Source organism: Stenotrophomonas sp. RG-453 (genome assembly GCF_033843685.1).
In the GTDB taxonomy this organism is placed as follows: Bacteria; Pseudomonadota; Gammaproteobacteria; order Xanthomonadales; family Xanthomonadaceae; genus Stenotrophomonas; species Stenotrophomonas bentonitica_A.
Genome location: NZ_JAMYED010000004.1, coordinates 25,785 through 41,158 on the forward strand (window position 1 = coordinate 25,785; position 15,374 = coordinate 41,158).

Sequence of the window (15,374 nt, forward strand, 5' to 3'; positions counted from 1 at the left end):
CGCCGGGATGGTTCTTTCCGGCCTCAGCGCGGCCGGCGCTGCAGCGCGGTCTCGAAGATCACCGCGCCCTCGATGTTGTGGGCCACCAGTGTGCCGCCATGCGCACGGGCGAACTCGCTGGCGATGAACAGCCCCAGCCCCAGCCCGCGACTGTCGTGGAAACTGGCCTTGAACGGCTCGAACAACCGCGGCAGCAATGCCTCCGGAATCTGACCGGCATTGCGCACCTGCAGCCGCAGTGGCGCGCTGCGCTCGCCTTCCACCCGCACCACCACCGGCGCATCACCGCCATGCAGCACGGCGTTGCCGATCAGGTTGGACAGCAACTGCGCGAGACGATCGGGATCGCCCTGCAGCTGGGCATCGCCCTGTACCTGCAGCTCGATGGTCGCCCGCGGATGCGCGCGGCTGATCTCGGCCACCACCGCCGAGGCCAGTTCAGCCAGGTCGCACTCGGTGGTATGCAGGCGCAGGCCGCCGGTACGGATCCTGGAGAAATCCAGCAGCTGCTCGACCATCCGCACCATGCGCTGTGCGCTGTTTTCCAGATGGACCAGGGTCCGCTGGACCTGGCTGTCATCGGGCAGATCCAGCGACAGCTTGTCGGCACACAGCAGGATCGCCGCCAACGGCGTACGCAGGTCGTGCGTCAATACCGCCATCATCGTTTCATTGAGCTTGAGCGCGTGCTCCAGCGCCTCGTTGCGCGCCTTGAGCAGCTGCTTCTGCTGGTAAAGCTCGATGAACACATTGACCTTGCTCATGATCACCTGCGGCTCGATCGGCTTGTGCAGGAAATCCACGGCGCCGGATTCGTAGCCCTTGAAGGCCCGCACCGGATCATTCGGCGAAGCGGTGAGGAAGATGATCGGCACGTCGCGGCTGCGTTGCGAGCCGCGCATCAGCTCGGCCAGCGAGAAGCCGTCGATCTCGGGCATGTGCACATCCAGCAGGGCCAGCGCGACTTCATGCTCCAGCAGCAGCTCGAGTGCTTCAGCACCGGACAGCGCACACAGGATCTCCAGACCCGGGCGACGCAACAGCGCTTCCATCGCGACCAGGTTCTGCGGGATGTCATCGACAATCAGCAGCTTCACGCAATCGGTGGTGGCAGTCGACCCGGCGGGCTCGATCAGGTTCATCGGGTAAGGCCTTTCATACGCGTGCAGATGGAGGTGAGCGGGAGCACCGCGTCGGCGCCGGCGTGTGCCAGGGCCGATGCGGGCATCATCGAGGAATAGGCCTCCTCAGGGCATTGGATCCAGGCTTCGCCACCGGCCTGGCGGACCGCGGCGACACCGTCGCTGCCGTCACTGCTGGCGCCGGTCAGCAGGATCGCCAACACGCCGCCGCCGAACACATCGGCGGCGCTTTCAAACAGGGGATCGATCGCCGGGCGCGAGAACAGCACCGGTGGATCGACCGACAGTGCCAGCGTGTCACGGTCCTCCACCAGCAGGTGGTAATCCGGCGGCGCGAACGTCACCGTACCGGCCTGCAGCGGTTGTTTGTCCTCCGCCTCGCGCACCGGCAGCGGGCAACCGGCATCGAGCAGGTCGGCAATGCGGCTGGGGCGGTCGCGCGGCAGGTGCAGCACCACCAGCACCGGCAGCGCCAGCGTGGCCGGCAGCGCCGACAGCAGTGCCTGCAGCGCACTGACGCCACCGGCCGAGGCGCCGATGACCACCAGGTCGAACCGGCTGCGCTGGGAGGCCGTGCTCATCAGGCCAGCTTCCGGTACAGGCGCTGGTCGCGCGCGCAGGCTTCGAACAGATCCGCGTGCGCGCCGAACTGCAGCGATTCCTTGCTGCCCAGGCCCAGGAAGCCGCGGTGGACCAGGGCCTCATGGAACAGGCCGATGGCGCGGTCCTGCAGCGGCCGCTGGAAATAGATCAGCACGTTGCGGCAGGACACCAGGTGGACTTCGGAGAACACCGTATCGGTGGCCAGGCTGTGGTCGGCGAACACGATGTTGCGCTTGAGGCGGCGATCGAACACCACGCTGCCGTAGCCGCTGCTGTAGTAATCCGAGAGCGAGCCGGTGCCACCGGCCGCCAGGTAATTGCGGCTGAACTGCGCCAGCCGGTCCAGCGCGAAGGCCCCGGATTCGGCCGCCTGCAACGCTTCGGGATTGATGTCCGTGGCGTAGATGATCGCCCGGTCCAGCAGGCCTTCCTCGTGCAGCAGGATCGCCAGCGACCACACTTCTTCGCCGGTGCTGCACCCGGCGATCCACAGTTTGATCGAGGGATAGGTGCGCAGCACCGGCACGGCATGCTCGCGCAGCACCCGGAAGTACGGCGGGTCACGGAACATCTCCGACACCTGCACGGTGAAGTACTGCATCGCCTGGGCGAAGGTGTCCGGCTCGTGCAGCAGGCGGTGCTGCAGCGCGCCCATGGTCGGGCAGTCGAAGCGCGCCATGGCATGCCGCATGCGCCGCCGCAGCGATGCCAGCGCATAGTCACGGAAGTCGTAGTGGTAGCGCTGGTAGACCGCCTCCAGCAACAGCTTCAACTCCAGGTCGAACAGCTCCGTTTCATTCATCGGCGCGAGCACCACACGCGGCACAGCGACACCAGCTTGTCCACGTCGATCGGCTTGGCGATGTAATCGTTGGCACCGGCCTGCAGGCAATGCTCGCGGTCATCGGGCATCGCCTTGGCGGTCAACGCGATGATCGGCAGGTCGCGCCAGCGGTTGTCGGCGCGGATCTCGCGCATGGCGGTCAGCCCGTCCATCTCCGGCATCATGATGTCCATCAGCACCAGGTCGATTTCCGGGCGCAGCTTCTCCAGCGCCTCGCGGCCGTTGCGGGCGATATCCAGGGTGACGCCGAGCGGCTCCAGCACGCTGGACAGCGCGAAGATGTTGCGCACGTCGTCCTCGGCCAGCAGCACGGTACGGCCATCGAGCACCGCATCGCGGCGACGCGCTTCGCGCAGCAGGCGCTGCTGGTCGGTCGGCAGCGAGGCCTCCACGCTGTGCAGGAACAGGGTCACCTCATCGAGCAGGCGCTCGGGCGAGCGCGCGCCCTTGATGATGATGCTCTTGGAATAGCGGCGCAGGCGCTGTTCTTCATCGCGGGTCAGTGCGCGGCCGGTGTAGACGATCACCGGCGGGAACGCGACCGCATCATTGCCGGCCATGCGCTCGAGCAGGTCGTACCCGGTGCCGTCCGGCAGCGCCAGGTCGGTGACCATGCAATCAAAGGTGGACCCGGCCAGTTCGGCCATCGCCTCGGTGATGGTGCCCACCGCGGTGATTTCCAGCTGGTCGCGGCCAAGCAGCAGCTGCAGGTTCGAACGCAGCTCGCTGTCGTCCTCCACGATCAGCAGGCGGCGCATGTCGCGCTGGCTGGTGGCTTCCAGCTGCTGGATCGCCCCGACCAGGCGCTCGCGCGTGGCCGGCTTGATCACATACCCGATCGCGCCCAGCTCCATCGCCACCTGCGAGCGCTCCAGCCCGGAGACCACGTGGACCGGGATATGGCGCGTGGCCGGGTCGCGCTTGAGGCGCTCGAGCACGCTCAGGCCGGAGACGTCGGGCAGGCCGATATCCAGCAGGATGCCGTTCGGGCGCAGCTCGGCAGCCAGGCTCAACGCCTCTTCGGCGGTGCCGGCCACTACGCAGTCGAAGTCCAGTTCGTGCGCCATCGAGACCAGGGCGCTGGCAAATGCAGTGTCATCCTCGACCACCAGGATCATCCGGCCGGCGCGGCTGCGGCGGCCGCGGTCATCGACCACCTTGTCCTGGGCCGGCGCCGGCGCGGGGGTGGGTTCGCCATGCGCCCGCCCCAGCGGTGCGGAAGCCGGCCGGGATGGCGCTGCTACGGCAGCCGGGCGCACGTCATGCACCACGTGCTGGGCGTTGCCCGTGCCGCCACCGGCCAACAGCGGCAGTTCAAGCGTGAAGCAGCTGCCGCGGCCCGGCTCGCTGGAGACGGTGATGCTGCCGCCCATGCGTGCGGCCAGATCGCGCGAGATCGACAGCCCCAGCCCGGTGCCACCGTAACGGCGGCGGGTGCTGCCGTCGGCCTGGCGGAACGCCTCGAAGATGACCGCGGTCTGCTCTTCGGGAATGCCGATGCCGGTATCGGAGACGGCGAACTGGATCCGCCCTGCCCCCGCACTGCGCACCTTCAGCGAGACGCTGCCGTGCTCGGTGAACTTGACCGCATTGGCCAGCAGGTTCTTCAGGATCTGCTGCAGGCGCTGGCTGTCGGCCAGCAGCTGGGTCGGCGCCTCCGGGGCAGCGCTGATCTCCAGGGCCAGGCCCTTCTGCACGGCCATCGGCTCGAAGGTTTCCTTCAGGCGCTGCAGCACGCTGGACACGGCCAGGTTCTCTTCAACCAGCTCCACGTGGCCGGCCTCGATCCGCGACAGGTCGAGGATGTCGTTGATCAACGCCAGCAGATCGTTGTTGGACGAGTGGATCGCCTGGGCGTACTTGACCTGCTCGGCGGTCAGCGTGCCGTCCTTGTTGTCGGCCAGCAGCTTGGCCAGGATCAGCGCGCTGTTGAGCGGCGTGCGCAGCTCGTGGGACATGTTGGCCAGGAACTCGGATTTGTAGCGTGAACTGGCTTCCAGCTCGTTGCTGTTCTGGACCAGTTGCGCCTGGGCCAGCAGCAGCGCCTGCTGGCGCGACTCCAGCTCGTGGGTGCGCTTTTCGAGCTGCACGTTGGTCTGCTCCAGCTCGGCCTGCTGCTGCTCCAGGTTGGCCTGGGAATGCAGCAGGCTGCGGCTCTGCTCTTCCAGCTCTTCGTTGGCCACCCGCAGCTCTTCCTGCTGGGTCTGCAGCTCCTCGCTCTGGCGCTGGGTCTCTTCCAGCAGCTCCACCAGCTGCGCATTGAGCAGCGACGCCCGCAGGGCGATGCCGATCGGCTCGGCGCACTGCAGCAGCAGCGCCATTTCCAGGCTGCGCGCAGGCGACACACCGGCACGGCCCAGCTCGATCACGCCGATCACCACGCCATCGGCCGTGATCGGCCCCAACAGGCGCTGGTGAACGGTGGTGCGGCCCAGTGGGGTATCGATATCCAGCGGGCTGTCACTGTCCTCCAGGCGACGCGTGCGGCCTTCGCGGATGATCTCGCCCCATTGCCCGGCATGTGCCGGCAGGGTCTCGGGCAGCTGCGACGGCAGCGCGGAGCCGCCGACCAGCACCAACCGCTCGCCCTGCAGGCGGTACATCGCGCCGACATCGGCATTGAGCTGCGCGCACAGGGCGCGCATGGCCTGGTCCGCCAGCTCGCGCGGGGTGGGATCGCCCTGCAGACTGGTGCCGACCACGTTCTCGCCGGCCTGCAGCCACAGCGCATCGGCCGCTTCACGGCGCGCACCGATGGCCTTCATCACGGTCAGCGCCATCATCAGGAACGCGACGCCACCGATGCTGCGATTGACGAAGGAAAACGCCGAATTGCTGCTCGCCGGCGCCACGTTGTAGCCCACCGCAAGCAGGATGCACGAGCCGATCGCCACCAGCAGCGGCACTTCCATGCGACGCTGGAACAGCGTGATCCCGACTGCCATGAAGTAGGTCAGCCAGACCGCATAGCCCAGCGGCACCACCATCTCCGTGCCCAGCGTGGCGGCCATCAAGGCGGCCGACGCAAGCCAGATCCAACGGTCACGGGAGGTGGGCGCAGAATTCATGCCGTGTTCCAGCTCAAAAGGGGCCTGATGGTACCCGAAGCGGTAAACGGGTGTTAAGCGCCAGAAGTCAGCGTGATTGCGGCACGTTCTTGACATTTTCTTCACATCATGGCCCCTACGGTTCGGTCCCTTATCGGGGAGTCGATAACCGTCGTGGTCCAGGCCGTATCCAGCGTTGCACCGCTTGCCGACGAAAGCCGGCAGCTGAAGCTGTTGATCGACAACGTGAGCGATCACGCGATATATCTGCTCGATACGCAGGGCAACATCTGCAGCTGGAACCGTGGCTGCGAGCGGGTCAAGGGATATACCGCCGAAGCCGTGATCGGCAAGCATGTCGGCCTGTTCTATACCCCCGAGGATCAACAGCTGGGCGTGCCCCAGCAGGCGCTGGCGTATGCGCGTGACCATGGCCGCTTCGTCGGCGAGGGCTGGCGGGTGCGCTGCACTGGCGAGCGGTTCCGTGCCGGCGAAGTGATCGAGCCGGTCCGCGAAGACGGCTGCCTGCTCGGGTTCGTCAAGGTCACCCAGGATGTCACCGAGCGCTACCAGGCCCAGCGCCTGCTGCAGGATGCGCAGCGCGCGCATGTCCAGCAACGGCAGCTGGACAACGTGGGCCGGCTGACCCGCGGCCTGGCCCATGAATTCAACAACCTGCTGACCACCATCGGCAACGCACTGGACCTGATCGCCCTGCGCCCCGGCGCCGACGACCGCACCCAGGAGCTGGTGGACCTGGCCCAGGCCGCCGCCGACCGGGGATCGCTGCTGACCCGCCAGCTGCTGGCGTTCTCGGCCGATCAGACCCTGGTGCGCGAGCCGGTGGTCGTGCAGGAGTTCCTGCGCGATGCCCTGCCCGTCCTGCGCCGCGCCTGCCCGGCCGGCATCGCGGTGCAGCTGGAATTGACGGCGGACCTGCCACCGATCGTCACCGATGGCGTACAGTTGCACAGCGCCGTGTTGAATCTGGTGCTCAATAGTGCCGAAGCGATGCCCCAGGGCGGCACGGTCACGATCACGGCCGAGGTCGAACAGCGACTGGCACCGGATCTGTCCCAGCCCATGCGCCGCCACTATGTCGCCATCGCGGTGACCGATGAGGGCGATGGTATGCCCCCGGACATCGCCGAGCGCGCCAGCGAGCCGTTTTTCACCACCAAGGAAGTCGGCAAGGGCAGCGGTCTGGGCCTGAGCCAGGTGTTTGGCTTCGTCTCGCAGTGCGACGGCTTCGTCGACGTACAAACCGCCCCCGGAAGGGGCACCACCGTCCGCCTGTTGTTACCTGTCATTGAGGAAGTCGAGCATGTCTGAGCCCCTACGCGTATTGATGGTCGAAGACCAGCAGGACCTGCGTGAACTGATCGGCCAGGCCTTGCAGGACTTCGGTATCGAAATCCACACGGCCGACGATGGTCCGACCGCCCTGCGCCTGATGCAGGACCCGGGCGGGTTCGATGTGGTGTTCAGCGATATCAGCATGCCCAACGGCATGAGCGGCGTGGAGCTCAGCGAGCACGTGGCCGACGTGCTGCCCAATGCGCGCATGATCCTGGCCTCTGGCTATGCGCGTTCGCAGCTGCCGCCACTGCCGGACCATGTCGAATTCCTGCCCAAGCCCTATCGCCTGCGCCAGCTGGTCACCTTGCTGCAGTCGCCGGACGCACCGCTCTGAGCGAGGGTTCCGCGCAGCCTGCGTGAACGCTTCATCCGCCTCGCCCCTGCTTCACACCGGTTCTGCATTGCCATCGTGATAGTAGCGATGAAGTCGGAACAGGGCGCGGTACATGCTGGACAGACGCAATGATGTTGACCGGATCGCGTTGATTGAAGCACTCAACGTGATGGACCCTGCGCTGGGCACGGCGCTGGACCCGATCACCGAACTGGCGGCTTTCACCTTCGGCGTGCCGATCGCGCTGGTGTCGATCTTCGATGCCGACCACCAGCACCTCATCTCACGCGTGGGGCTGGCGCTGACCCGCAACGAACGGCATGCCTCGATCTGCGCGCACGCGCTCGGTTCCAGCCAGGTGCTGCAGATAGAGGATCTTCGCCAGGACCCGCGCTTTGCCGGCAATGCGCTGGTCGCCGGCCCCGAGCAGCTGCGCTTCCATGCCGGTACGCCGCTGATCACCAAGGGCGGCGTCGCGCTGGGTACCCTGTGCATCATGGGGCGTGAGCCGCGGCGGCTCTCTGCCGAAGAGCAGGTGCAGTTGCAGACGCTCGCGCGCGTGGTGGTCGCGCAGATGGAACTGAAGATGTCGCTGGGCCGCCGTGATCAGGTCAGCGGCCTGCCCAACCGGCAGCAGTTCCAGGCCGACCTCACCGCCTTGTCCCGCCGCGGTGAAGGCCGGAGGTTCACGGCGGTGCTGCTGGATGTGTTCGACCTGCAGAGCGCCAATGACGCCGGCCAGGCCCTGGGCATGAAACCCGTGGAAACCCTGCTGCGCCAGGCGGCGCTGCGCGTGCAGGACGTGCTGCGCGATGTCACGCAGGTCTACCACGTGGGAGTGACCCGTTTCGCCTTCCTGCTGGCGGACCACTCGCATCATCAGACCGAGGGCCTGCTCGACCGCCTGCGCGTGCGCATGCGTCGGCCGCTGATGGCCGGCAGCATCCCGATGTCACCGCAGTTCCATGCCGGCGTCTGCGACTTCCGCGCGGTACGCGAGGAGACCGCGGATCTGGTCCGCAAATGCCTGGTCGCCATGCATCATGCCCTGCAGACCGATGCCTGCCTGTGCTGGTATTCGCAGGAACGCGACGATGCCCTGCGCCGCCGTTACCGGTTGGCCTCCGATGCCGGGCGCGGCCTGGCCCAGCACCAGTTCAGCCTGGTGTACCAGCCGCGCTTCGATCTGATCGATGGGCAGCCGGTGTCGGCCGAAGCCCTGCTGCGCTGGACCCATCCGATGCTGGGCCCGATCAGCCCGGGCGAATTCATCCCGGTGCTGGAGCGCACGGCGCTGATGCCCGCGCTCAGCCGCTGGGTCATCGACCACGCGCTGGCCCAGGCCGCGCACTGGCAGAAGACCGTGCCCGGCTTCAGCCTGTCCATCAATCTCTCTCAGCGCGACTTCGATGACCAGTGCGTGTGGAGCGTGCTGTCCGAGCGGCTGCATGCCTACGGCCTCGCCCCGGGCCTGATCGAAATCGAAATCACGGAAGGCCAGTGGCTCAACCACCATCCGGCGGCGCTGCCGCAGTTGCGTGAGATGGCGGCGGCCGGCGTGCGTATCGCGATCGACGACTTCGGCAGCGGCTACAGCAACTTCGGTTATCTCAGCGAGCTGCCGATCAGCCATATCAAGATCGACCAGACGCTGGTGACCGGGCTGGCGCGCTCACGCACCGCCCGGCTGAAGGTGGAAGCCATCATCAAGCTGGCCCGGCAGCTGGGCTACCGCACCGTGGCCGAAGGCGTGGAAAACGACGCCGAGCTTTCGCTGCTGCGGCTGTGGGGCTGCGATGAAGCGCAGGGCTACCAGCTGGCCCGGCCGATGCACCCCGACGCGGTGCTGCACCTGGTCAACGCCTGCCGCGCCGGCCCGTTGCCGGATGCCGGCTGACCCGACGGAACATCACCGCCAACCGGTGCGCGGGGCGATAATGGGCCGCCCGTCTTTGCTACCGCCGCCATGTCCGATCTTTCCCCGCTGCCCACCCTGCCGCTCGGCCACTACCGCCATTTCAAGGGCGGCAACTACGAGGTGATCGGGGTTGTACGCCACAGTGAAACGCTGGCGCCGATGGTGCTGTACCGGCCGCTGGATTCGGAGGTCGGCCTGTGGGTGCGTCCGTACGAGATGTTCGTCGCACGGGTGGAGGTGGAGGGGCAATGGCGGGCGCGCTTTGCGCCGGTGGAGGCGGGCGGCTGAGACGCCCCACGCCCTCCCTGAAGGGCCTTCAGCCCGCCACAGCCCGCGCCCCGTCCACCAGCGCACGCAACTGCGTGGTCACCGCGCGGAACTGCTCCGGCAGCGCGGCCGCGTCGAGCGCGTCAAACGCGTCCACCTGACGCGAGAGCACCGACAGCGCCTCGGCCATGCTGACCACCGGCTGCCCTGCCCCGGCCGGAGGATCCTGCACATCCAGCTGCGCGCCGATCAGCCCCGCCAGCACCTCGAAGCCTTTCACCGTCGCGGCGTCGAGTCTGGAAGGATTGGGATCCAACGCGCACAGTGTGCCGTGGAAGCCACCATCGCGGCGGAACATCGGGACCGAGATGTAGCTCTCGAACCCATACAGCGCGGGCGTGGGATGGCTGGAGAACACCGGATGGGTGCTGGCCTGGTCGAACTGGACCAGATGGCGATGCTCGCGTATCTCATCGCAGATGGTGGTCTCCAGCACCAGGTCATCGCCCGGGCGCAGACCGAAATCCAGACGATCATGCACGGCGCAGGCGGTCCACCGATCGGCGGTGACACGGGCCACCGCAACGAACCGCATGCCGGTCATCGCACTCGCCAACTCCAGCATGCCCGGCACGGCCGGCATCGCAAGCAGTGCGGCCACGTCGTCCAGGCGCGGATCCGTGGCATGGGCCAACGACGCCGCAGGCGCGCTGCCCGGACCGTCGTCATCCAGCGGGTTCTCCATCGCGGCGAGGCGGCGGTCCAGCGCTTTCGCGTTGACCTCGTTGAACAGGCCACGCACCGAGGCCGACAACGCCCTGGCATCGGTGATCGCACCCACGAAATGGAGGCCGTGCCCGACCAGGCGGATCTGCTCGACGCCGTGATCCAGCCGCAATGATGGCCACGCCAGGCGGTGCAGGATGCGCAGCCAGTCAGCGCGCGGGGTGTCATCCAGCAACGCGGTGACAATCACCCGCTGCGAACGGGTCCCCGCCTGTGGGCCGGGCAGATCGAAACCGATAAGGGCAGGAAAGCCTGGACTGGAAGACATCGCAACCTCTCTGGCGGCATCGCGCAGCCATCGACGGGTGGCCTTGAAGCCAAATTGTCGCATGAATGGGCGAGACTGGCCGTGATCGACTAGTGATATTTCGTCGCCGCCCACCGGCCAATGCCGCTGGGCGCCCAATGCGGCCCGGGTCCAAAAGGCTACGGCTATCATTGAGGTGATCTAACACCTCTCAACGACAAGGAAGTAAGACATGGGTCCTGCGGGTTCAGGGTTTTCGCTGCTGGTCGCGCTCATCGGCGCGCTGCTCGGGTTGTTGTGGCTGTTCGTTCCGTTTGCCATCTTCGGCATCAAGGGGCTGCTGCAACAGATCGTGGCAGAACAACGACGCACCAATGAGATCCTCAGCCGCGTGCACGGCGAGCGCCTTCCGCCGGCGGCGCCCGAGCCGCAGCCGTTCAGGGCGCGGCCGTATCCGTGAAAAGGCGGCGATAGCCAAGCGCGGCGGGCCTGTCCGGACGCTGCGGTAGGCCGCTCACGGGGCAGCGCGCACCAGGCAGATCCAGCGTTCCATGGGCCCGGCTGATTAATGCTGCGTCGCAGCAGTACAATGCCGCGCTTCCCCCGTTCGACGCCGCCGCCTGCATGAGCTCCTCCTCCGTCCCTCTGGCCGCCCGGCTCTCGCCGCGCGAGCGCACCCTGATCCTGCTGGCCTTGTCGCTGGGCGGCTTTGCCATCGGCACCAGTGAGTTCGCCAGCATGGGCCTGATGCTGGAGATCAGCCGCGGGCTGTCGATCAGCGAAACCCAGGTCGGCCACCTGATCAGCGCCTATGCCATCGGCGTGGTGGTCGGCGCCCCGGTCCTGGCCTTTGCCGGCGCCGGCTTCGCGCGCCGCAACCTGCTGCTGGCGCTGATGGGCTTCTACGCGATCGGCAATCTGGCCAGTGCGCTGGCGCCCAACTACGGCACGATGCTGCTGGCCCGCTTCGTCGCCGGGCTGCCGCATGGCGCCTACTTCGGCGTGGCGATGCTGGTGGCGGCGGCGATCAGCCCGCCGGCGCAGCGTGGCGCGGCGGTGTCCAAAGTGCTGCTCGGCCTCTCCGTGGCGATCCTGGTCGGCAATCCGCTCACCACCTGGCTCGGCCAGCAGGTCAGCTGGCGCACCGCGTTCGCCCTGGTGAGCGTGCTGGCGATCGCCACCGTGGCGATGATTGCGCGCTTCCTGCTGCCCGATCCGGATGAGGTGCGTACCTCGCCGATGCGCGAACTGCGTGCCTTCAATCGTCCCCAGGTGTGGCTGGCACTGGCGATCGGTTCGGTCGGCTTCGCCGGCATGTTCTGCGTGTTCACCTATCTCGCCCCGACGCTGGTGCAGGTCACCGGCCTGGCCGAATCGTGGATGCCGCTGGCCGTGGGCATCTTCGGCATCGGCGCGATCATCGGCAACGTCGCCGGTGGCTGGCTGGTGGACCGCTTCCAGTTCCGCGCCGCCGCCGTCGTGCTGGTCTGGTCGATCCTGGTGCTGCTTGCCTTCCCGCTGGCCGCGCAATCGGTGTGGAGCGTGTTCCCGATGATCATTGCGGTCGGCACCATGGGCGCCCTGGCGGCCGTGCTGCAGACCCGCCTGATGGACGTGGCCGGCGAAGCGCAGACGCTCGCCGCCGCCTCCAACCATGCCGCGTTCAATACCGCCAACGCACTGGGCCCGTGGTTCGGTGGCATGGCGATCGGCGCCGGCTTCAGCCCTGCGGTGACCGGGTACGTTGGCGCTGCCACCGCGCTGGGCGGGCTGCTGCTGTGGTGCGTGGCGATGCTGGTGGACCGCCGCGCGCGCAGCGTGCCGGTGCTGCAGCAGTAACGGTACGCCGCGAACGACCGCTCGATCCGAATCCCCGCCCAGGCGGGGATTTTTTTGATTTCCCCTATCATGGGCATCCGATCAAACCGCGCCACCCATGCTGTTCCGGCCACGGCCGCAACGAGGGCCGCACCTGGAACACCGATGACGTACGAATGGGCCCCGAGCGACTGGGGTCAACGCCTCACGCGATCGCCGCACTGGCGCCTGCGCCTGGAAGACGACCAGCTGCTACTGACCATTGACGGTCATCGGTATCACGCGCCGCTGGATGCACTGCAGGTGTACCCGCGCCTGCCCTGGGCACGGCTGAGCCTCCATCGTGAAGGGCACCCACCGTTGATCCTCGGCGGCCTGCCCGCCGCGTCCGCGCGCTTGCTGGTGTCGGCACTGGAGGAGCGAAGCGGCAAGCAGCGCCAGCGCGACCATGTCGCCTTGTTCCAGCAGTCCCACACCGCCATCCAGCACTGGCTCGCCCAGGTGCAGGCGGCTACCGATCTGGCCGACGAGGAATCGCTGTGGCTGACCTGCGAGCAGCAGCAGGCACTGCTGGAGGCACGCCCCACCCTGCCCCTGGGTGAGGACGCGCTGTGGACGGTGTTCGATGATGCCGACCTGCGCAGCCAGCTCGATGGCGACCCGGCCGCGATCGAAGAAGCGCTGATGCTGTGGCTGGCCGACTGGCCAACGATGTGGGCGCGCCGCAATGAGGTCCATCAGGCGCGCGAACGGGTCGCCAGCCGTGCGTTGCTGGACCGCGTCGAAAGCCGGCCACTCACCGATGAGCAGGCCCGCGCGGTGATCTGCTTCGACAACCGCGTCCAGGTGGTGGCCGCAGCAGGTTCGGGCAAAACCTCCACGATGGTCGCCAAGGCGGCGTACGCCATCGAACGCGGGCTGGTCGCGCCCGAGCGCATCGTCATGCTCGCCTTCAACAAGGAAGCCGCCACCGAGCTGCAGGCGCGTGCGGACCGCGCGTTCCAGCGCCTCGGCCTGGATCAGGTGCAGGTGGAAACGCGCACCTTCCATGCGCTGGGCCGGCACATCATCGCCCAGGCCACCGGCCGGATGCCGCAGGTGCCGGACTGGGCGGTCGATGCCACCCAGGGTTTCCATCGGCTGGCCGAGATCATCGACCAGCTCAAGGACCGCTCGCTCGCCTTCCGTACCCAGTGGGACATGTTCCGGCTGGTGTTCGGCCGTGACCTGCCGGTCACCGGCGGGTCGCTGGACGCCGAGGAGTGGGACAAGGATGGCCAGGGGTATGTGCGCACCCTGCAGGGCGAGCGCGTGCATAGCATCGAAGCGTGCGTGATCGCCGACTGGCTGTTCTACAACGGCGTGGCGTACACCTATGCACGCCGCGATGCATTCGATGCCGGGACCGATGCGTACCGCCCGTACCGCCCGGATTTCCATTACCCCGGCATTGCGCTGTATCACGACCACCTCGCCCCGGCGGGACACGACCGCGCGCCCGCGCCTCGCGCTGGCGAGCCGGGCGCCCGCGATGGCATCGAGCGGATCCAGACCACCCCGCAGCAGTTGCGCACCGGCGAACTGTTCGTGCAGTTGGGCGAGGCCTTGTCGCAGCGCGGTATCGAACTGGACCCGAATCCCGACCGCGACCTGCCCGAGGGCGGCGCGACGCCGATGCCGGACAGCGACCTGATCGGCCTGGTCCGTACCTTCATCAGCCACGCCAAGAGCAACGCGCTGCAGGTGGAGGACATGGTCGAACGCCTGCGCCGCCTGCCCGACGATCACTTCAAGCACCGCTACCGCCTCTTCCTCGCGCTGATCGTCCCGATCCTGGAAGGCTGGGACGATGCGCTGGTGGCCGAGGGCGGGATCGATTTCGAAGACATGCTCAACCAGGCCGCCGAGCACCTCGAACAGGGGCGCTACGTCGCTCCCTTCGACCTGGTGATGGCCGATGAATTCCAGGATGCCTCGCGCGCCCGTGCGCGGCTGTGCCGGGCACTGGTGCAGGCACCGGGAAAACACCTGTTCGCGGTCGGTGACGACTGGCAGTCGATCAATCGCTTTGCCGGCGCGGACGTGTCGGTGATGACCGGCTTCGTGGACTGGTTCGGTCAGGGCCAGGTGCTCAAGCTGCAACAGACGTTCCGCTGCCCGCAGGCGCTGTGCGATGTGTCCAGTGCCTTCGTATCCCGTAACCCTGCGCAGATCCCGAAGGACGTCCAGTCGGTCACGCCGGCGTACGGCGCGGTGCTGCAGGCCTACCAGGTCGCCTCGCGCGACCGGCTGGCCGGAGCGGTCGAGCAGTATCTGGAGCGATTGCACCAGCAGCTGTTGTCCGGCCAGGTGCCGCCCGGCCGCGATGGCAAGGTCACGGTGTTCGTACTCGGCCGCTACAACGCAGACCGCGCGATGCTGCCGGCCACGTGGCGGGCACGGCATGGCCAACACATGGAGGTCAGCTTCCTCACCGCGCACCGCTCCAAAGGCACGGAGGCGGACTATGTGATCCTGCCCGGCATGCTGGACCGGCGCTTTCCCAACACCCGCGCCGATGATCCCGTGCTCGCGCTGGCGATGCCCGACAGCGATGCGTATCCGCTGGGCGAAGAACGCCGCCTGTTCTACGTAGCGCTGACGCGCGCGCGCCGCTCGGTGGCGATGTTCACCGTGCAGGGTCGGCGCTCGGCCTTCCTGACCGAGCTGGTCAATGACGGTGCGGTGCGCGTCACCTCGATGGCCGGTGAGACCATCCACGAGCAGGCCTGCCCGGCCTGCAGGGTGGGCGTGATCGTGCCGCGCACCGGGCCGTATGGCGCCTTCCAGTCGTGCTCGGGGTATCCGCGATGCGAGTACAAGCCGCCGAAGGCACGCGCAGTGACGGGCTTCCAGGAATAGAAAACAACGATTGCAGACGCGGTAATCACCTACGAGAAAATCGTAGTTTGTGTATGGCGACAGGGCGCGATCCAGCTTCTTATTCATTTGCACGGCAGCCGCCGGCGA

Annotated in this window: 12 protein-coding genes; 7 read left to right on the plus strand and 5 right to left on the minus strand. The window is 67.3% G+C overall.

Features of this window, described 5'->3' with window-relative positions; translation table 11 throughout:
• Positions 1 to 23: 23 nt before the first annotated feature.
• The 4 genes from NJD74_RS08380 to NJD74_RS08395 are packed head-to-tail and all read right to left on the minus strand — an operon-like array spanning position 24 to position 5,657.
• Positions 24 to 1,142 carry a hybrid sensor histidine kinase/response regulator gene (locus NJD74_RS08380; RefSeq protein WP_070474632.1) on the minus strand — a complete coding sequence of 373 codons (1,119 nt, stop codon included), beginning with the start codon at positions 1,140 to 1,142 and terminating at the stop codon, positions 24 to 26.
• A complete protein-coding gene (locus tag NJD74_RS08385; RefSeq protein ID WP_019184160.1) occupies positions 1,139 to 1,723 on the minus strand; it encodes a chemotaxis protein CheB in 585 nt (194 codons plus the stop codon). The genes NJD74_RS08380 and NJD74_RS08385 overlap by 4 nt, the downstream gene beginning before the upstream one ends.
• Complete coding sequence (locus NJD74_RS08390) at positions 1,723 to 2,571, minus strand: CheR family methyltransferase (RefSeq protein WP_174704365.1); 849 nt, start codon at positions 2,569 to 2,571, stop codon at positions 1,723 to 1,725. The genes NJD74_RS08385 and NJD74_RS08390 overlap by 1 nt, the downstream gene beginning before the upstream one ends.
• Entirely contained in the window at positions 2,544 to 5,657 is a 3,114-nt protein-coding gene (locus NJD74_RS08395) for a response regulator (protein WP_319623967.1), read from the minus strand. The genes NJD74_RS08390 and NJD74_RS08395 overlap by 28 nt, the downstream gene beginning before the upstream one ends.
• Positions 5,658 to 5,810: 153 nt before the next feature.
• Here NJD74_RS08395 and NJD74_RS08400 point away from each other — a divergent pair, with 153 nt between their 5' ends.
• The 4 genes from NJD74_RS08400 (at position 5,811) to NJD74_RS08415 (ending at position 9,535) form a co-directional block, all read left to right on the plus strand.
• Positions 5,811 to 6,968 carry an ATP-binding protein gene (locus NJD74_RS08400; RefSeq protein WP_019184163.1) on the plus strand — a complete coding sequence of 386 codons (1,158 nt, stop codon included), beginning with the start codon at positions 5,811 to 5,813 and terminating at the stop codon, positions 6,966 to 6,968.
• The gene (locus NJD74_RS08405; protein WP_019184164.1) at positions 6,961 to 7,329 is read left to right on the plus strand and encodes a response regulator; all 369 of its coding nucleotides are present in this window, start codon (positions 6,961 to 6,963) and stop codon (positions 7,327 to 7,329) included. Before NJD74_RS08400 ends, NJD74_RS08405 begins: the two co-directional genes overlap by 8 nt.
• A gap of 112 nt (positions 7,330 to 7,441) precedes the next feature.
• A complete protein-coding gene (locus tag NJD74_RS08410; protein WP_319623968.1) occupies positions 7,442 to 9,226 on the plus strand; it encodes a sensor domain-containing phosphodiesterase in 1,785 nt (594 codons plus the stop codon).
• A gap of 69 nt (positions 9,227 to 9,295) precedes the next feature.
• On the plus strand, positions 9,296 to 9,535 hold the full coding sequence (locus NJD74_RS08415; protein ID WP_070474623.1) for a DUF1653 domain-containing protein: 240 nt from the start codon (positions 9,296 to 9,298) through the stop codon (positions 9,533 to 9,535).
• Positions 9,536 to 9,563: 28 nt separating this feature from the next.
• On the opposite strand, the gene NJD74_RS08420 is transcribed toward NJD74_RS08415, so the two are convergent.
• Entirely contained in the window at positions 9,564 to 10,568 is a 1,005-nt protein-coding gene (locus NJD74_RS08420) for a GAF domain-containing protein (RefSeq protein WP_319623969.1), read from the minus strand.
• A 211-nt stretch (positions 10,569 to 10,779) separates the two neighbouring features.
• Between NJD74_RS08420 and NJD74_RS08425 the strand changes: the two genes are divergently transcribed.
• The 3 genes from NJD74_RS08425 (at position 10,780) to NJD74_RS08435 (ending at position 15,266) form a co-directional block, all read left to right on the plus strand.
• Positions 10,780 to 11,007 carry a hypothetical protein gene (locus tag NJD74_RS08425; protein ID WP_046273396.1) on the plus strand — a complete coding sequence of 76 codons (228 nt, stop codon included), beginning with the start codon at positions 10,780 to 10,782 and terminating at the stop codon, positions 11,005 to 11,007.
• 164 nt (positions 11,008 to 11,171) lie between these two features.
• The gene (locus NJD74_RS08430) at positions 11,172 to 12,386 is read left to right on the plus strand and encodes an MFS transporter (RefSeq protein ID WP_019184168.1); all 1,215 of its coding nucleotides are present in this window, start codon (positions 11,172 to 11,174) and stop codon (positions 12,384 to 12,386) included.
• Positions 12,387 to 12,530: 144 nt separating this feature from the next.
• Positions 12,531 to 15,266: a UvrD-helicase domain-containing protein gene (locus tag NJD74_RS08435; protein ID WP_319623970.1), complete on the plus strand. Its 2,736-nt coding sequence runs from the start codon at positions 12,531 to 12,533 to the stop codon at positions 15,264 to 15,266.
• The last annotated feature ends 108 nt before the right edge of the window (positions 15,267 to 15,374 follow it).